The sequence below is a fragment of the Cellulomonas sp. NPDC058312 genome (genome assembly GCF_042880135.1).
Lineage (GTDB): Bacteria > Actinomycetota > Actinomycetes > Actinomycetales > Cellulomonadaceae > Cellulomonas.
On record NZ_JBHVZE010000002.1, the window covers coordinates 728,544 to 744,604 of the forward strand.

A 16,061-nucleotide genomic window follows, 5' to 3' on the forward strand; every position below is an offset into this window, starting at 1 on the left:
CTCGTGGCCCCAGACCCGCGTTTCGGGACCGTGAGATGACGCAGTGTCATCTGGATCACGTCCGCAGGTGCTCCACCGGCCGCGCACGGAACCGCCACCGGTCGGGCCGCTACCGTGCTCGGGTGACCGACGCCGCCCCGCCCCCGATCCCCGCCGCGGCCCGGGTGGCCCGCGTCCTGCTGGACGCGGGCGGGCGCGCCCCGGTGCTGCCGGCCGCGCGGGAGGCGTTCCTCGCCGCGCTCGACGAGGGCTGGGCGGACCCCCGCCGGCTGCACACCGAGGGCCGACGCGCCCGGGCGCTGCTGGACGGCGCGCGGGAGGCGGTGGCCGCGCTCGTCGGGGCCCGGACCGAGGAGGTCGACCTCGCGCCGTCGCACACCGCGGCCCTGCACGGGGCGGTCCGCACCGTCGCCCGCGGGCGCCGCCGCGCCGGGAGTGCGGTGGTCGTCTCCGCGGTCGAGCGGATGGCCGTCCTGGACGCGGCGGACGTTGCGGTCGGCGCCGACCGGCCGACCGGCGACCCGGGTGAGCGTCGCACCCTCGGGGTGGACGCCGCCGGCCGGGTGGACCCGGAGGCGTTCGCCGACGCGCTGCGGTCCCCCGGCGTCGCGCTCGCCGCGCTGCAGCACGCCAACGGCGAGGTCGGCACGCTCCAGCCGGTCGCGGCCGTGCACGCCGCCGCGCGCGCCGCCGGGGTGCCGCTGCTGGTCGACGCCGGCTCCTCGTTCGGGCACGTGCCCGTCGGACCGGAGTGGGACGTGCTGACCCTCGACCCCGGCGACGTCGGCGCGCTGCCCGGCGTGGCGGTGCTCGTCACCCGGGCGGGCGTGCGCCGCTCCCCCGTCGGCCCGACCGACGAGGACCGCTGGTTCCCCGGCGGCGTGTCGGTGCCCGCCGCGCTCGCCGCCGCCGTCGCCCTCCAGGTCGCGGCCGCCCGCGCGGGCGCCGGACCCGACCCGCGGGTCGCGCTCGTCGACCGGCTCCGGGCACGGGTCGCCGCCGAGGTCCGCGAGGTCGACGTCGCCGGGCCGGCGACCGGACGACTCCCCCACGTGCTGACGTTCTCCTGCCTCTACGTCGACGGGGAGGCCGTGGTGACCGCGTTGGACCGGGCCGGGTTCGCCGTCGCGTCCGGGTCCGCGTGCACGTCGGCCACCGAGGAGCCCAGCCACGTCCTCGCGGCGATGGGCGCCCTCACCCAGGGGAACGTGCGGCTGACGCTGCCGGTCGGGACGACGACCGCGGACGTCGACCGGTTCTGCGCCGTCCTCCCGGGCGTGGTCACCGAGCTCCGCCGCGCGGCGGGCATCACGGACCTCTGACACGCGCGCCCTGCGGTGCGGGGTGGATCCACCCGGACCTGGTGTGGACCGATCACGGCGACTCACCGCGGCGCGCCGCCCCGGATGGATCCACCCGGGCTGGAGCGGGGGTGGGGGGGACGCGCGAGAGCCCCGGACCCGTGGGGGTCCGGGGCTCTCGGGGGCGGGAGCGGTCAGGCGAACGAGCCGCCGCACGCGCAGCTGCTGCCGGCGTTCGGGTTGTCGATCGTGAAGCCCTGCTTCTCGATGGTGTCCGCGAAGTCGATCGTCGCGCCGTCCAGGTACGGGACGCTCATCCGGTCCACGACGACCTCGACGCCGCCGAAGTCCACCAGCGCGTCGCCGTCGAGCACGCGCTCGTCGAAGTACAGCTGGTAGATCAGGCCCGAGCAGCCGCCGGGCTGGACCGCGATGCGCAGACGCAGGTCGTCGCGACCCTCCTGCTCGAGCAGGCTGCGGACCTTGTCGGCCGCGAAGTCGGTGAGCTGGACGCCGTGCGTCGCGGTCTCGGTGGTCTCGCTCATGGATGTCTCCCGTGTCTCGGCTCGGTCGCGGACGCACGCTCGGGCGCGCGCGCCGCGGGACGGTCGCGTCCAGCACAACCGCACCCCCGCGTGATCTGTTCCCAATGTACGCCCGGAGTCGGGCGGCACCACGGGACCGGCGCGGCCGTGCGCGGGGCGCGTGGGCGGCGCCCGGTCAGCGCGACCAGGTCCGGGCGATCCGCGGGACCCGCGCCCGCAGCGCGGCGGTCGGGTCGGCCCGCCACCGCTCGACGTCGCCGGGGCCCTCCAGCACCGCGAACCCGCCGGCGACCCCCGCGGCGCCCCAGTCGCGGCGGCCGGTGCGCAGCTGGGCCGCGAGGGCGACGACGGGCACGCCGAGGGGCAGCGCCGCCGCGGCGACCGAGCCGACCACGCCGTCCTCGAGCGCGAGCCCGTCGAGCACGCCGGTGCCGGTCACGACCAGATCGGCCTCGGCGACGCGCCCCGCGAGCCCGACGACGTCCGCGACCCACGCCGCGCCCGGCAGCAGGCGCGCACCGAGCAGCCCGAGCGCGTACCCGGCGCCGCCGCCCGCCCCGGATCCGGCGGCCAGCGCGGCCCTCGACCCCGGCGCGCGTCGCGCACCGCCGCCCGGGCCGGTCGTCGCACCCGCGGTGGCACCGGTCGTCACGCCGGACCCGAGCAGGTCCCGCCGGCCCGTCGACCCGGCCGCCGCGGCGGTGGCGTGCACGAACGCCGCGACCGCGCGCTCGACGTCCTGCGCCGCCGCGGCGTCCGCGCGCCCGCCCTCGACCAGGTCCGCGGACGCGCCGCCCATCCCGAGCAGCGGCAGGTCGTGCGCGTGCAGCGCCACGAGGTCCCGCCCGGCGAGCGCGGCCCGCAGCGCCCCCAGCTCACCCAGGTCGGCCGCGCGGAGCCCGGCGGCGGCGTCGACCCCGCGTGCCGCGCCCGCAGGCACGGCACCGAGCGCGGCGAGCAGCCCGGCGCCGGCGTCGTGCGCGACCGTCCGCCGCCCGCCCAGCCCGACGACCACCCGGCCCGCCCCGGTGTCGAGGGCGGCGGCGAGCAGCGTCCCGAGCCCCGCGGAGGTCGTGGCCGTCACGGGCAGAGCCGCCGGGTCCGCAGCGCCCAGCGCGAGCGCGCCGTCGACGTACGCCGTCCGCGCGCCCGACGGCTCGGTCAGCACCAGCACCGCACCCGGGACCACCGCGCCGTGGGCGTCGGTCGTGGTGACCGACAGCAGGTCCCCGCCGCGGGCCGCGCGCACCGCGTCGAGCAGGCCCGGACCGCCGTCGGACAGCGGCAGCGGCTCCAGGACGTCGTGGGGCGCGACCGTGCGCCAGCCGTCGGTGACCGCCGCGACCGCCTCGGCTGCCGTCAGCGCGGGCCAGGGGTCCGGGGCGGGCGAGGTCGACGGGCGGCCGCCGAGCGCCGCCGGGACGTCGTCGGGGCGCGCGTCGAACCGGCCGGGGGCGACGAGGACGTGCACGCCGGCGATCCTCGCACGCCCCCGTCGGGCCGGCGGCGGTGCGGGTCCCGGCCGCCGCCCGGCGTCGCTGTGGGATGATCCTGCGCGTGACGCTGCTCGATCCCCCGGTGACCTTCGCGGAGCCCGCCGCCTCCGCCCTCCTGCTGCTCGGCCAGGGCACGGACCTGGCGTCCGAGCGCGGCGTCGAGTGCGTCGGCGGCCTGCCCGCCGCGAGCGACCCCGACCTCGTGGAGCGGGCGCGTGCCGCACGCGCGGACCTGGGCGACCGGGCGTTCGTGCTCGGCCACCACTACCAGCGCGACGAGGTCATCGACTTCGCCGACGTCACCGGCGACTCCTTCAAGCTCGCCCGCGAGGCGGCGGCGCGCCCCGACGCCGAGTTCATCCTGTTCTGCGGGGTGCACTTCATGGCCGAGTCGGCGGACATCCTCACGTCCGACACCCAGCAGGTGGTGCTGCCGGACATGGCGGCGGGCTGCTCGATGGCCGACATGGCCGCCATCGACCAGGTCGAGGACGCCTGGGACGTGCTGGTCGAGGCCGGCATCGCGCAGGACACCGTGCCCGTGACCTACATGAACTCGACGGCCGCGATCAAGGCCTTCACCGGCCGGCACGGCGGCACCGTCTGCACGTCCTCCAACGCGCACGTCGCACTGCGCTGGGCGTTCGACCAGGTCGGCGGCGTCGACGGCACCGGCAAGGTGCTGTTCATGCCCGACCAGCACCTCGGCCGGAACACCGCCGTGCTGGCGCTCGGCATCCCGCTGGACGCGTGCGTCGTGTTCGACCCGCGCAAGCCGAACGGCGGCCTGACCACCCAGCAGCTCCGCGACGCGCGGATGATCCTGTGGCGCGGGCACTGCTCGGTGCACGGGCGGTTCTCGGAGCAGAACCTGCTCGACGTGCGCGCGGCGGTCCCGGACGTCACCGTGCTGGTGCACCCCGAGTGCAAGCACGAGGTCGTCACCGGTGCCGACATGGTCGGGTCGACGGAGTACATCATCCAGGCCCTGGACGCGGCGCCCGCGGGGTCGGCGTGGGCGATCGGCACGGAGCTCAACCTGGTCCGCCGCCTCGCCGCCGCGCACCCGGACAAGCAGATCTCGTACCTCGACTCGACGGTCTGCTTCTGCTCGACCATGAACCGCATCGACCTGCCGCACCTGGTCTGGGCGATGGAGTCGCTGCGGGACGGCCGGGTCGTCAACCGGATCGTCGTGGACGCCGACGACGCGCACTGGGCGCGCGTCGCGCTCGACCAGATGCTGGCGCTGCCGGGGTACTGACCTCGACCGCACCGCGCGTGAGGGGGGGATCGCACGTGAGCACCGGGAACCCGCTGCGGGTGGGGGTCGTCGTGTTCGACGACGCCGAGGAGCTGGACGTCGTCGGCCCGTACGACGTGCTGGCCGCGTGGGCGGCGATGTCCCCGCTGCGCCCCGAGGTGGTGACGTTCTCCGCCGACGGGGCCGGCGTCCGGTGCGCGAAGGGCCTGCGGCTGGTGCCCGACACGTCGCGCGACGAGGTCGGTCCGCTGCACGTCGTGGTGCACCCGGGCGGGCGCGGGACCCGGCTGCTGGCGCAGGACGCCGACCACCTCGCCTGGGTCCGCACGGTCCGGGCGACGACGCCGCTGATGACGTCGGTGTGCACCGGGGCGCTCGTCTACGCGGCCGCCGGCCTGCTCGCGGGGCGACCCGCCACGACCCACTGGGCCGCGCTGGGCGAGCTCGCCGCGCTCGACCCGAGCGTCATGATCGACACGGAGGCCCGCTTCGTCGACGACGGCGACGTGGTGACGTCCGCGGGCGTCTCGGCCGGCATCGACATGGCGCTGCACCTCGTGTCCCGCCTGGAGTCCCCCGCGGCGTCCGCGGCCGTCCGCCGCCAGATCCAGTACTGACCCGGGGGGAGTGCAGCCGACCGGCGCGAGGTGGAATGGTCCTGCCCGACACGCCGGGCGCGTCGGGCAGGACCACTCCACCCCTGCGGGAGGGACCCGTCAGGCCGGGCGGGCCAGGCCGGTCAGCAGGAGGGCCTCGGCGAGGACGACCTTCTCCAGCTCCGCCAGGTGCACCGACTCGTTGGCGCCGTGCGCGCGGGAGTCCGGGTCCTCGACGCCGGTGACCAGGATCGCCGCGTCGGGGTAGACCTCGAGCAGGTCGGCGATGAACGGGATCGACCCGCCGATGCCGATGTCGACCGGCTCGGTGCCCCAGGCGTCCGCGAACGCCCGACGCGCCGCCTGCATGGCCGACGAGTCGGCGGGGGCCTGGAACGGCTTGCCGAGCTCGCCGTCGCGCACGGTGACGCGGGCGCCGAACGGGGCGTGGCCCTCCAGGTGCGCGCGCAGCGCGGCGAGCGCGGCGACGGGGTCCTGCCCGGGGGCGATCCGCATCGACAGCTTCGCGGTGGCCTTCGGGGCGATGGTGTTCGACGCGGTCGCGACGCGCGGGGCGTCCAGGCCGATCACGGCGATCGTCGGGCGGGTCCAGAGCCGCGCGGTCAGCGGGCCGGTCCCGGCGAGGTTCACGCCGTCCAGCACGCTCGCGTCGGCGCGCAGCGCCGCCTCGTCGTAGTCGACGACCGGGTCGGCAGCGGACACCAGGCCCGCGACCGCCACGTCACCGGCATCGTCGTGCAGCGTCGCGATCAGGCGGGACAGCAGCGTGACGGCGTCCAGCACGGGGCCGCCGAACATGCCCGAGTGCACCGCGTGGTCGAGCACCGCGACCTCGACCTCGAGGTCGACGAGCCCGCGCAGCGACGTGGTCAGCCCGGGGACGCCGACCTTCCAGTTCGACGAGTCGGCGACGACGATGACGTCGGCGGCCAGCAGGTCCCGGTAGGTGTGCAGGAACCGCGTGAACGACGGCGACCCGATCTCCTCCTCGCCCTCGACGAAGACCGTGACGCCGACGCCGAGCTCGTCGCCGAGCACCCGCAGCGCGCCGAGGTGCGCGACCACGCCGGCCTTGTCGTCCGCCGCGCCGCGCCCGAACAGGCGGCCGTCGCGCTCGGTGGGCTCGAACGGGTCGGTGTCCCAGTCCTCGCGGGCGCCGGGCGGCTGCACGTCGTGGTGTGCGTAGAGCAGGACCGTCGGGGCGCCGGCGGGGGCGGGCCGGCGGGCGACGACCGCGGGCGCCCCCGGGGTGCCGTCGGGGCGCTCGACGGAGAGCACCTGGACCTCCGGCAGGCCTGCCTCGCCGAGCAGGCGGGCGACGTGCTCCGCGCTGGCGGCGACGTGCGCCTGGTCGAAGTCGCCGTTGGAGACGCTCGGGACCCGGACGAGGGCCTCGAGGTCCGCGCGGACGCCGGCGAACGCGTCGCGGACGCGGGCGCGCAGGTCGGCGACCACGGCGGGGTCGGTCACGGACGGGGACGCGGTGGTGGGCGTGGGCTCTGTCACGGATCGCCACGCTACTCGACTACTCTGGAGCGGTGTTCGGACGCAGCAAGGACAGCACCGCGCAGGCGGACTCCACGCCCCTGACCCCCGAGACCCCCGGCATGGTCGAGGTCCCCGGGTCCAAGAAGGGTCGCCCGACGCCCAAGCGCAGCGTGGCGGAGGCCGCGAACCGGCGCCCCCTGGTGCCCGCCGACCGCAAGGCCGCCGCGAAGGAGGCCCGTGCGACGCAGCGCGTCGAGCGCGACCGCCAGTACGCCGCCATGCAGACCGGCGACGAGCGCTACCTGCCGGCCAAGGACAAGGGCCCGGTCCGCCGGTACGTGCGCCAGTACGTGGACGCCCGCTGGAGCCTCGGCGAGCTGTTCCTGCCGGTCGCGATCGTCATGCTGCTGCTCAACATGCTGCTCACGGGCATCAGCGCGGAGCTCGCGTTCCTCGGTCTGGTGCTGCTGTACGTCTTCATCATCGCGATGGTCGTGGACGTCGTGATCATGTGGCGCCGGCTGCGCAAGAAGCTGACCGCGAAGTTCGGCGCCGACGCCGCCGGCCAGCGGGGCCTGATGATGTACGCGATCACCCGCGTGTTCCAGATCCGCCGAGCCCGCCTGCCGAAGCCGCAGGTCAAGCACGGCGACTACCCGGAGTAGCGCAGCCCGCCGACCGGCCTAGGGTGGTGTCATGGTCAACTACCGCCACCTGGGCCGCTCCGGCCTCAAGATCTCCGAGATCACCTACGGCAACTGGCTCACGCACGGCTCGCAGGTCGAGAACGACGCCGCGACCGCCTGCGTCCGGGCCGCCCTCGACAACGGCATCACGTCGTTCGACACCGCCGACGTGTACGCGAACACGGTCGCCGAGGAGGTGCTCGGCGAGGCCCTCAAGGGCGAGCGCCGGCAGTCCCTCGAGATCTTCACGAAGGTCTACTGGCCCACCGGCCCCAAGGGCCCGAACGACACCGGCCTGTCGCGCAAGCACATCATGGAGTCCATCGACGGCTCCCTGCAGCGCCTCCAGACCGACTACGTCGACCTGTACCAGGCGCACCGCTACGACCACGAGACGCCGCTCGAGGAGACGATGCAGGCGTTCGCCGACGTCGTCCGCTCCGGCAAGGCCCTCTACATCGGCGTCAGCGAGTGGACCGCGGACCAGATCCGCGCCGGCCACGCGCTGTCGAAGGAGCTCGGCTTCCAGCTCGTCTCCAACCAGCCGCAGTACTCCGCGCTGTGGCGGGTCATCGAGGAGCAGGTCGTCCCGGCGTCCGAGGAGCTCGGCCTCTCGCAGATCGTCTGGTCCCCCGTCGCGCAGGGCGTGCTCACCGGCAAGTACAAGCCCGGCCAGCCGCTGCCCGATGGCTCCCGCGCCACGGACGAGAAGGGCGGGGCGCGGATGGTCAAGTCGTTCCTCGACCGCCCGAACGTGCTCCAGCGCGTCCAGGACCTGAAGCCCATCGCCGACGAGCTCGGGCTGTCGCTCGCGCAGCTCGCGGTGGCGTGGGTGCTCCAGAACCAGAACGTCGCCGCCGCGATCATCGGCGCGTCCCGCCCGGAGCAGGTCGTCGAGAACGTCAAGGCGTCCGGCGTCGAGATCCCCGCGGAGCTGCTGACGCGGATGGACGAGATCCTCGGCGACGCCGTGGTGACCGACCCCGAGGAGACGGCGAAGAACTCGCCCACCTCGCGCTGACACTGCGCGGGTACGACGTAGGGCCGGTCCCCTCGGGGGCCGGCCCTACGTCGTACTCGTCCCGGGGCCGGTCGGCCGCCTCGCCGGTCAGCCACCCAGCGGCGACGGGCGCTCGTACTCCTCGCCGGGGACGGCGCCCCACTCGTGGCAACCGGTGGACACCGGCAGGATCGTGTTCACGGCCATGCCGAACCTGTACTGACCGCCGTACGCGTCCTGCCCGACGAGCTCCAGGTCGTCGGGCCGGTCCACGAGCGTCGTCACGTCGTCGAACCCATACCGCTCGCCGACGCCGCGCACCACCTCCGCGGACGCGCGCCAGGACGCGGGATCGAGCGTGCCGGGGGCCCAGAGCCCGACGAGGCTGAGGCTCTCCGCACGGTCCGACGTCACGTCCTCGACGCACCCCGACCGCGTCAGACCGACCCCGTCGTCCTCGACCTGCCACGCGAGCCCGGGCAGCTCGGCCTCCACGGCGGCGACCATGTCGCGCTCCATCGCCTCGTAGCGGTCGAGGACCTCCTCCATCGAGGGTCGTCCGTCCAGCGTCACCGGGTCCGCTCCCCCGGCGCACGCGGCGAGCACGGCCACGGCGGCGGCGACGAGAGACGCCCGAGCGCGTTGCCCACCGGCTCCACAGTGCCGCGCGCCGTCATCCGACGATCGGCGACGGTCGCTCGTAGTCCCCCGACGGAACCGTCTCCCACTCGTGGCAGCCCGTGGTCACCGACAGGATCGTGTTCACCGCCATGCCGAACCGGTACCGACCACCGAAACCGTCCTCCCCGATGACGATCCGGTCCTCGTCCCGGTCGACGACGGGCGTCAGGTCGGTGAACCCGTAACCGCGGCCGATCTCCTCCACGATCTCGACCGCACGGTCCCAGTCCTGGCGCGCGGGAGTCCCGTCCGCAGCGTGCTTGAGCATGCTGACCTTCTCACCCGTCGGGCTCGCCCCGTCGTCCCCGCAGCCGGACCGGACCATGCCCATGCCGTCGTCGTTCGCGCGCCACTCGAGACCCGGGAGCTCGGCGGCCAGCCCCGCGACCATGTCACGCTGCATCGCGTCGTAGCGGTCGAGGACGTCCTCCATCGGCGGTCGCGTGCTCACCGTCGTCACCTGCTCTCGTTCGTCGTCGTTCACGTCGTTCACGTCGCTCCGTCCGCAGCCGACAAGGACGAGTGCCAGCAGGAGGCTGATACCCAGAATCCGATCCGGGCGCGTCATCGTGTCCACGGCACGGGCCAGGTCAGCACGTCACCGAGGCCGCGCCCGTCGTCGCGCACCATGCGCTCCGACGTGCCGGCGACGACGGCTGCGATGTTGTGCTGGCTCGTCGTGTCGGCTCGCAAGTACGCGGAATGCCCCGTGGACTCGGCGAGCGACCGACCATCGACAACCGATTCCTCGGCTGAGAGGCCTTCGATGCCACCGACGTGACTGGGGTCGAGCCCGAAGCGCTGCAGGTCCGCGACGACGTCGTTGCGCGCCTCGATCCGGAAAACCTGGCCTTCCGGGACGTGGAGCTCGCCAATCTCTGATATCCCCATGCCCGGCGAGCCGAAGATCACCGCGGAGTCCACCCCCGTCTGCTCCCGCAACGCGTACCCGGTGGTCGTCGAACCGTAGGAATGTGCGACTGCTGTGAGGTGCGGATCGACCGATCTCGAGGCGTCGACACCGCGATAGAAGTCGGCGAGTCGGACGGCACCCTGTTCGGCGGCTGCAGGGCTGACTACCGATCCTCCGCCCAGGTCGTAGACCTTTGACATCTGCGGTGCCTCGTAACCCAGCCAGGACACAGTGGCGACCGACCCGCCGTCACCGTAGAGCTCGGACTCGTCCCTCGCCGTCTCCCAGAGCGCTCGCATGCTGTCGTCGTACCGGGAGAGATCCTTCTGCACCGTGGTGCCAAGACCGGGTGTGAAGACTGCAACGTGATCGGCGGAGTCGACATCCCCGACCGCGACGGCAGCCATCAGTTCTCGGGACCCGTCGATGTCCAGCACCAACAACTGGCGGTTATCTCGCCCGATCACGATCTCGATCTCATCAAGTCCCTGAATCTTGCTCAGGACGAGCGCCAGTCGCGCGTCGTCGTTGGTGAACGTCCCGCCGAACCGGTTCCCGTCGAGGGCCGCCTGCAGGCGTTCCGCCTCGGCCTGGAGCTCGGTGCGGTAGACGTCGATGAGTGCGCGGTTCGCCCGGTCCCGGACGCCGGCGGGGATCCCGTCGGTGTTGCCGAGCCACTCGGGGTGCTGCGCGAGCACAGCGTCCTGGTCCTCGGCCGACAGCGACTGCCACCATGCGTTGGCCTCCGCGGGGGTGCCGTCGAGCGGCGCGGGGCGGACCCCGAGCCCGCCGTCACTGGCTCCACCCGCCGCGGCGACCGCGAGCGTGTCGCTCCGAGCGGCGAGCCCACCGGTGGAGACGCGGTCGAGCACCGCAGCCAGCTGGGTGTCGGCGTGCTCAGCGGACAGCAGCGCCTGACGCAGGCGGTCGGCGGTCTCGGACGCGACGACGCGGCGTTCCTCGGCCACGTCGTCGGAAGAGCAGAGCGAATCGCGCACGCGGCCGGTCGCGCGATCGACGCTGTAGCCGTTGCGCCACGCCCAGTCGAGGACGGCCTCGACCTCGCCGCGGGCTGCCCGGAGCGACGCCGCGGCGTCGTCGACCGCGGCGGCGACCGCGGCGACCTGTGCGACCGTGTCCGCGAGGCCGTCCACCAGCGGCTCGTGAGCGGTCCGCGCCGCGTCCCTGGAGGCGCCTGTCCAGCTCCCTGGAGGGGCACCGTCGTCCAGCTCGTCCTGGAGACCGACGAGGGTCGTTCGATCGAGGGCGAGGGCGTCGGCGGCTCGGTCCAGCCCGTCGATGTCCCAGGCCAGGACGGCACTGACCGACGTCACCGCGCCGCCTGCTCGAGACGCGAGGCGATCCGCTGCGTCGACGATGCCACCGCGGCATCCCGCGCGACGGTGTCGGTGACGGCCGCCGCCATGTTCGCGGACTGGCGCGCGGCTGCTCGGGACCAGTCGCTGGCACCGGTGCTCCACGCGGTGTAGACCCGCCGCGCGGCTGCTGCACTGCGGCTCCCGGTCATGGCTGCCGCGATCTGGGCGACGTGGGTGGGATGGGCGGACGTCCGTACCGCCTCACCCGCCTCGGCGATCCGATCGGCGGACGCGCGGACATCGGCCGGCGCCATATGGACGTCGCTCACCGTGTTCCCCCTGCTCATCCTGGCCGCCCGGCGCATCCAGGTGCGCGCTCACCCTACCCAGCGGCAGCCCGTCGGATGCCGATATCCACAGGCCGGCCCCGGCGACGGTCGTCAGCCGCAGCCTGCGCGTGGCCCGACGGTCCCGTGCTCGTCCCGCTGAGGGAGTCAGCGTCCCGTCCTGTCATCCGACGATCGGCGACGGTCGCTCGCCGCCCTCGGCGGGGACGGCGTCCCACTCGTGGCAGCCCGTGGTCACCGACAGGATCGTGTTCACCGCCATGCCGAACCGGTACCGACCACCGAAACCGTCCTCCCCGATGATCTCGAGGTCGTCCGGCCGGTCCACGACCGTCGTCACGCTGTCGAACCCGTACCGCTCGCCGACCGACTGGACGACCTCCACCGACCGGTGCCAGTCCGCGGGGTCCAGCGTGCCGGGCGCCATGTGCTTGAGCAGGCTCACCTCCTCCGCCGTGTCGCTCGCGTCCTCGTCGGCGCAGCCCGCGCGGACGAGCCCGAGCCCCCCGGAGTTCACCTCCCAGGTCAGTCCCGGCAGCTGCTCGTCGAGCGCCGCGACCATGTCGCGCTGCATCGCGTCGTAGCGGTCCAGCACCGACTCCATCGAGGGCCGGACCGCCTGCGAGCCGGACGGCGACGGCCCGGCCTGGTCTCGTCCGGGCCCCGCGCAGGAGGCGACGACCGTCGCGAGCAGCGCGAGCGCACCCCACCGGGCCGTCACCGTCCGCATGCGGTGCACCGTGTTCCCCCTGCTCAGCATGGTCGCCCGAGGAGTCCGGGCGGCGCCCACCCTACCGAGCCGACGCCGGTCGGACGCCGCTCCCGACCACCGGAGCCCGCGGGTCAGCCCCGCGTCCGGACCGGCACCGTCAACCGCGGCAGCAGCACGTGGACGAGCGGCCCGATGCCCAGGGCGTAGGCGATGGTGCCGACGCCGACGGTCCCGCCGAGCAGCCAGCCCGCGGCGACCACGACCACCTCGATGCCGATCCGCACCGGTCCGATCGGCCAGCCGGTCCGCCCGACCAGGCCGGTCATCAGGCCGTCGCGGGGCCCGGGGCCGAGGCGCGCGCCGATGTACAGGCCCCCGGCGACGCCGTTGAGCACGATGCCCGCGGCGGTCAGCGCGATCCGCGACCAGAGCGGCAGGGCGTCCGGGAGCAGGTCCATCAGGGCGAGGAACGGGTCCACCAGCACGCCGATCACGAGGACGTTCGCGACGGTGCCGATGCCGGGGCGCTGCCGCAGGGGGATCCAGCACGCGAGGACGAGCACGCTGATGACCAGGGTGACGCTGCCGAACGACCAGCCGACCTGCTTCGAGATGCCCTGCGTGAGGACGTCCCAGGGCATATTGCCCAGTGCGGCGTGCACGAGCATCGCCATCGACAGGGCGTAGAGCACCAGGCCGGCGACCAGCTGGGTGCCGCGACGGACGGCGCGGGGGTCGGGCGAGTCGGTCGGGGCCGGCGTGGCGGTCACCGGGGCGGTCCCGGAGGTGGCATCGAGTTCAGCGGACATGGCCTCATTCTCGACCCGAAGTGGCCTTTCATTCGATAGCCACTTGCGCAAGAGTGGCCTCATGTCCTCGCTCCTCGTCTCCGACCGCCGGATCGGCGGCACCGGCCTGGCCGCCGTCCTCGGGCAGTGGCGGCGCCCCGGCCCCGCGTACGCCGCGCTCGCCGACGCCGTCCGTCGCGCCGTGCTCGCCGGCGACCTCCCCCTGGCGACCCGCGTCCCCGGCGAGCGGGAGCTGGCGACGGCGCTCGGCGTCTCCCGCACCACGACGACCGGAGCGTACGGGCTGCTGCGTGAGGAGGGGTACCTGCTCAGCCGCCAGGGCTCCGGCACGGTCACCGCCCTGCCCGGCGACTCCCCCGGCCGGCCGGCGCGGACGAGCCCGACCGCCCCGCGACCCGCCCCCGCGCGGTCCGCCCACCAGCCGCTCGCCCCCGACGGGCTCGTGGACCTGACGATCGCGGCGTGCGCCGCCCCCGCCGCCCTGCACGACGCCGTCGCCCGCGCGGTGGAGGCGCTGCCCCGGCACTGCGGGCACGGGTACCTCCCGCTGGGCCTCGAGGCGCTGCGGGCCGCGATCGCCGACCGGTACACCGCCCGCGGCACGCCCACCCGGCCCGAGCAGGTCCTCGTGACGACCGGCGCGCAGCACGCGATCGCGCTGCTGATGGGCACGCACGCCGGCCCGGGCGACCGCGTCGTCGTCGAGCAGCCGACCTACCCGCACGCCATCGCCGCGGTGCGAGCCGTCGGCGCCCGCCCCGTCCCGGTGCCCACCGGCCGCGGCGGCACGGACCTCGACCTCCTCGAGTCCACGGTCAGGCAGGTCGCCCCGCGGCTCGTCTACCTGATCCCGGACCACCACAACCCGACCGGCGCCAGCCTCGACGCCGAGGGCCGGGCCCGCGTCCGCGACCTGGCCCGCCGCACCGGGACGGTCGTCGCGGGCGACGAGGTGCTGACCGACCTCACCCTGGACGGGCCCGCGCCGGACTCCTGGTCGGGCGACGGGACGTCACCGCGCGTCGTGGCGATCGGGTCGATGTCGAAGAGCTGGTGGGGCGGCCTGCGGGTCGGCTGGCTGCGCGGCCCGGCCGAGCTGGTGACCCGGCTCGGCTACGCCCGCCGCAGCGCCGACCTCGGCACCGCCGTGATCGACCAGCTCGTCGCGACCGAGCTGCTCCGGCTCGGCGACGCGCCCCTGGTCGAGCGGCGCGACCAGCTGCGCGGGAGCCGCGACCTGCTCGCCGGGCTGCTGGCCGACCGCCTGCCGGGCTGGCGGTTCAGCGTGCCGCCCGGCGGCCACACGCTGTGGGTCGACCTCGGCGCCCCCGTGTCGTCGGCGCTCGCCTCGCTCGCGCTCGCGCACGGGGTCCGCGTCGCACCCGGCCCGGCGTTCGGGGTCGACGGCGGGCTGGAGGACCGGCTGCGGCTGCCGTTCACCGCCGAACCGGACGAGCTGCGCCGCGCGGTCGACGGCCTCGCGCTGGCGTGGGCCGCGCTGGGGCAGCCGGGCGTCGCCGACACGGGGGCGTTCGGGGCCTCCGCCCCGGGTGCCCTGGTCTGACGCCGGTCAGGCGCGCGGCGCCCCGGACACCTGCTCCGGCACGACCGCGAGGTCGTGCACCGGCGCGACGGGCGCGCCGTCGTTGCGCAGCGCGGCGGTGCGCACCCCCTGGTCGCGCAGCGCGCGCCACTGCGCGCCGAGCCACTCCTCGGCGTCGTACCGGGTGGTGAACACCGGCGAGACCGGACGGTCCAGGACCGTGCCGTCCGCGGCGACGAGCTCCCACGCCCAGTGGGGCTGCATCACCATCAGGCGGTCCGCCGGGTCGCGCGGGTCACCCGGGTCGCCGCGGCGTCGCGGGCCAGCGCCCGGCCGATCCGCGACGCCCAGAACGGCCCCTCGTAGATGAACCCCGTGTACCCCTGGACGAGGTCGGCACCGGCGGCCAGGTACGCCCGGGCGTCGGCCGGCGAGGTGACGCCGCCGACCCCCACGACCACGGCGTCCGCACCGAGGCGGTGCCGCAGCCGGGCGACGACGACCAGACCCCGGTCCAGCAGCGGCGGGCCCGACAGGCCGCCCTCGCCGAGGTCGTGGGCGATCGTCGTGTTGACCGCGACCACGCCGTCCAGGCCGAGCTCGAGCACCAGGTCGGCGACGGCGTCCACGTCCGCGTCGGCGAGGTCCGGGGCGATCTTCACCAGCAGCGGCACCCGGGGTCGCCGCGCGGTCGCCGCCGACTCGTCCGCCGCGGCGCGGGCCGCCTGCAGGATGGGGCGCAGCGCGTCGACCGACTGCAGGTCCCGCAGCCCCGGCGTGTTCGGCGACGACACGTTGACCACGAGGTAGTCGGCGTACGGCGCGAGGTGCCCGGCGCTGGTCGCGTAGTCGTCCGCGGCGTCCTCGGGCGCGGTCACCTTCGTCTTGCCGATGTTCACCCCCACGACGAGCGCGCGCCCCGCGGGCGTCGAGCGCAGCCGCTGCAGGCGCCGGGCGACCGCGACGGCGCCCTCGTTGTTGAAGCCCATCCGGTTGCGCAGCGCCCGGCGGTCGAGCACGCGCCACAGCCGCGGGGCCTCGTTGCCCGGCTGCGGCCACGCGGTGACCGTGCCGACCTCGACGAACCCGAAGCCCAGCATCGTCAGTCCCGGGACCCCGACCGCGTTCTTGTCGAACCCGGCCGCCACGCCGAACGCCGACGGGAACGTCCGGCCCAGGACCTGGACGGCACCGGTGGCCGGGGGCGCGAACGCGGAGCGCAGCACGCCGTTGAGGACGGGCACGCGGGCGGCGGCGCGGATCGCCCCGAACGCGAGGTGGTGCGCGCGCTCGGGGTCCATGCGGGCGAAGACCGTGCGGAAGAGGAGGTCGTACACGTC

General features: G+C 75.1%; 17 protein-coding genes. 6 read left to right on the plus strand and 11 right to left on the minus strand.

Annotated features, from left to right (window positions below; genetic code table 11):
• The first annotated feature begins 122 nt into the window (after positions 1 to 122).
• A complete protein-coding gene (locus ACFVXN_RS07845; RefSeq protein ID WP_389229853.1) occupies positions 123 to 1,322 on the plus strand; it encodes a cysteine desulfurase family protein in 1,200 nt (399 codons plus the stop codon).
• 173 nt (positions 1,323 to 1,495) lie between these two features.
• Here the strand turns inward: ACFVXN_RS07845 and erpA are convergent, their stop codons facing one another.
• Both erpA and ACFVXN_RS07855 read right to left on the minus strand, forming a co-directional pair.
• Entirely contained in the window at positions 1,496 to 1,846 is a 351-nt protein-coding gene (erpA, locus tag ACFVXN_RS07850; protein ID WP_389229856.1) for an iron-sulfur cluster insertion protein ErpA, read from the minus strand.
• Positions 1,847 to 2,021: 175 nt separating this feature from the next.
• Positions 2,022 to 3,317, minus strand: a complete 1,296-nt coding sequence (locus ACFVXN_RS07855) for a glycerate kinase (protein WP_389229858.1) — start codon at positions 3,315 to 3,317, stop codon at positions 2,022 to 2,024.
• 74 nt (positions 3,318 to 3,391) lie between these two features.
• On the opposite strand from ACFVXN_RS07855, the gene nadA reads away from it, so the two are divergent.
• A complete protein-coding gene (nadA, locus tag ACFVXN_RS07860) occupies positions 3,392 to 4,606 on the plus strand; it encodes a quinolinate synthase NadA (RefSeq protein WP_389229861.1) in 1,215 nt (404 codons plus the stop codon).
• A 35-nt stretch (positions 4,607 to 4,641) separates the two neighbouring features.
• Positions 4,642 to 5,223 carry a DJ-1/PfpI family protein gene (locus ACFVXN_RS07865; RefSeq protein ID WP_389229864.1) on the plus strand — a complete coding sequence of 194 codons (582 nt, stop codon included), beginning with the start codon at positions 4,642 to 4,644 and terminating at the stop codon, positions 5,221 to 5,223.
• A gap of 99 nt (positions 5,224 to 5,322) precedes the next feature.
• Here ACFVXN_RS07865 and ACFVXN_RS07870 read toward each other — a convergent pair whose 3' ends face one another.
• Positions 5,323 to 6,729, minus strand: coding sequence for a dipeptidase (locus ACFVXN_RS07870; protein WP_389229866.1), 1,407 nt, complete (start codon positions 6,727 to 6,729; stop codon positions 5,323 to 5,325).
• A gap of 32 nt (positions 6,730 to 6,761) precedes the next feature.
• On the opposite strand from ACFVXN_RS07870, the gene ACFVXN_RS07875 reads away from it, so the two are divergent.
• Together ACFVXN_RS07875 and ACFVXN_RS07880 are read left to right on the plus strand one after the other, a co-directional pair.
• Complete coding sequence (locus ACFVXN_RS07875) at positions 6,762 to 7,376, plus strand: DUF3043 domain-containing protein (RefSeq protein WP_389229869.1); 615 nt, start codon at positions 6,762 to 6,764, stop codon at positions 7,374 to 7,376.
• Between the two features lie 31 nt (positions 7,377 to 7,407).
• The gene (locus ACFVXN_RS07880; RefSeq protein WP_389229872.1) at positions 7,408 to 8,418 is read left to right on the plus strand and encodes an aldo/keto reductase family protein; all 1,011 of its coding nucleotides are present in this window, start codon (positions 7,408 to 7,410) and stop codon (positions 8,416 to 8,418) included.
• An 87-nt stretch (positions 8,419 to 8,505) separates the two neighbouring features.
• Here ACFVXN_RS07880 and ACFVXN_RS07885 read toward each other — a convergent pair whose 3' ends face one another.
• From ACFVXN_RS07885 to ACFVXN_RS07910, 6 genes are all read right to left on the minus strand, one after another.
• A complete protein-coding gene (locus ACFVXN_RS07885) occupies positions 8,506 to 9,009 on the minus strand; it encodes an LppA family lipoprotein (RefSeq protein ID WP_389229875.1) in 504 nt (167 codons plus the stop codon).
• A 61-nt stretch (positions 9,010 to 9,070) separates the two neighbouring features.
• Positions 9,071 to 9,646, minus strand: a complete 576-nt coding sequence (locus tag ACFVXN_RS07890; protein WP_389229879.1) for an LppA family lipoprotein — start codon at positions 9,644 to 9,646, stop codon at positions 9,071 to 9,073.
• On the minus strand, positions 9,643 to 11,325 hold the full coding sequence (locus ACFVXN_RS07895) for an alpha/beta hydrolase (protein ID WP_389229882.1): 1,683 nt from the start codon (positions 11,323 to 11,325) through the stop codon (positions 9,643 to 9,645). Before ACFVXN_RS07895 ends, ACFVXN_RS07890 begins: the two co-directional genes overlap by 4 nt.
• Positions 11,322 to 11,639 (minus strand): hypothetical protein, encoded by a 318-nt coding sequence (locus ACFVXN_RS07900; RefSeq protein WP_389229885.1) that lies wholly within the window; start codon positions 11,637 to 11,639, stop codon positions 11,322 to 11,324. The genes ACFVXN_RS07895 and ACFVXN_RS07900 overlap by 4 nt, the downstream gene beginning before the upstream one ends.
• A 181-nt stretch (positions 11,640 to 11,820) precedes the next feature.
• Positions 11,821 to 12,387, minus strand: coding sequence for an LppA family lipoprotein (locus ACFVXN_RS07905; protein WP_389229888.1), 567 nt, complete (start codon positions 12,385 to 12,387; stop codon positions 11,821 to 11,823).
• Positions 12,388 to 12,500: 113 nt separating this feature from the next.
• Complete coding sequence (locus tag ACFVXN_RS07910; RefSeq protein WP_389229890.1) at positions 12,501 to 13,178, minus strand: YitT family protein; 678 nt, start codon at positions 13,176 to 13,178, stop codon at positions 12,501 to 12,503.
• Positions 13,179 to 13,239: 61 nt separating this feature from the next.
• Here ACFVXN_RS07910 and ACFVXN_RS07915 point away from each other — a divergent pair, with 61 nt between their 5' ends.
• On the plus strand, positions 13,240 to 14,742 hold the full coding sequence (locus ACFVXN_RS07915) for a PLP-dependent aminotransferase family protein (protein WP_389229893.1): 1,503 nt from the start codon (positions 13,240 to 13,242) through the stop codon (positions 14,740 to 14,742).
• A 6-nt stretch (positions 14,743 to 14,748) separates the two neighbouring features.
• Here ACFVXN_RS07915 and ACFVXN_RS07920 read toward each other — a convergent pair whose 3' ends face one another.
• On the minus strand, positions 14,749 to 14,991 hold the full coding sequence (locus ACFVXN_RS07920) for a hypothetical protein (protein ID WP_389229896.1): 243 nt from the start codon (positions 14,989 to 14,991) through the stop codon (positions 14,749 to 14,751).
• Positions 14,991 to 16,058, minus strand: coding sequence for a quinone-dependent dihydroorotate dehydrogenase (locus tag ACFVXN_RS07925; RefSeq protein ID WP_389229898.1), 1,068 nt, complete (start codon positions 16,056 to 16,058; stop codon positions 14,991 to 14,993). The genes ACFVXN_RS07920 and ACFVXN_RS07925 overlap by 1 nt, the downstream gene beginning before the upstream one ends.
• Positions 16,059 to 16,061: the final 3 nt, after the last annotated feature.

What these genes read in the sequence shown, in the direction of transcription:
- erpA (WP_389229856.1), bottom strand. Translation starts at nt 1,846, where the DNA reads ATGAGCGAGACCACCGAGACCGCGACGCACGGCGTCCAGCTCACCGAC.
- ACFVXN_RS07890 (WP_389229879.1), bottom strand. Translation starts at nt 9,646, where the DNA reads ATGACGCGCCCGGATCGGATTCTGGGTATCAGCCTCCTGCTGGCACTC.
- ACFVXN_RS07880 (WP_389229872.1), top strand. Translation starts at nt 7,408, where the DNA reads ATGGTCAACTACCGCCACCTGGGCCGCTCCGGCCTCAAGATCTCCGAG.
- ACFVXN_RS07920 (WP_389229896.1), bottom strand. Translation starts at nt 14,991, where the DNA reads ATGGTGATGCAGCCCCACTGGGCGTGGGAGCTCGTCGCCGCGGACGGC.
- ACFVXN_RS07905 (WP_389229888.1), bottom strand. Translation starts at nt 12,387, where the DNA reads ATGCGGACGGTGACGGCCCGGTGGGGTGCGCTCGCGCTGCTCGCGACG.
- ACFVXN_RS07915 (WP_389229893.1), top strand. Translation starts at nt 13,240, where the DNA reads ATGTCCTCGCTCCTCGTCTCCGACCGCCGGATCGGCGGCACCGGCCTG.
- nadA (WP_389229861.1), top strand. Translation starts at nt 3,392, where the DNA reads ATGATCCTGCGCGTGACGCTGCTCGATCCCCCGGTGACCTTCGCGGAG.
- ACFVXN_RS07910 (WP_389229890.1), bottom strand. Translation starts at nt 13,178, where the DNA reads ATGTCCGCTGAACTCGATGCCACCTCCGGGACCGCCCCGGTGACCGCC.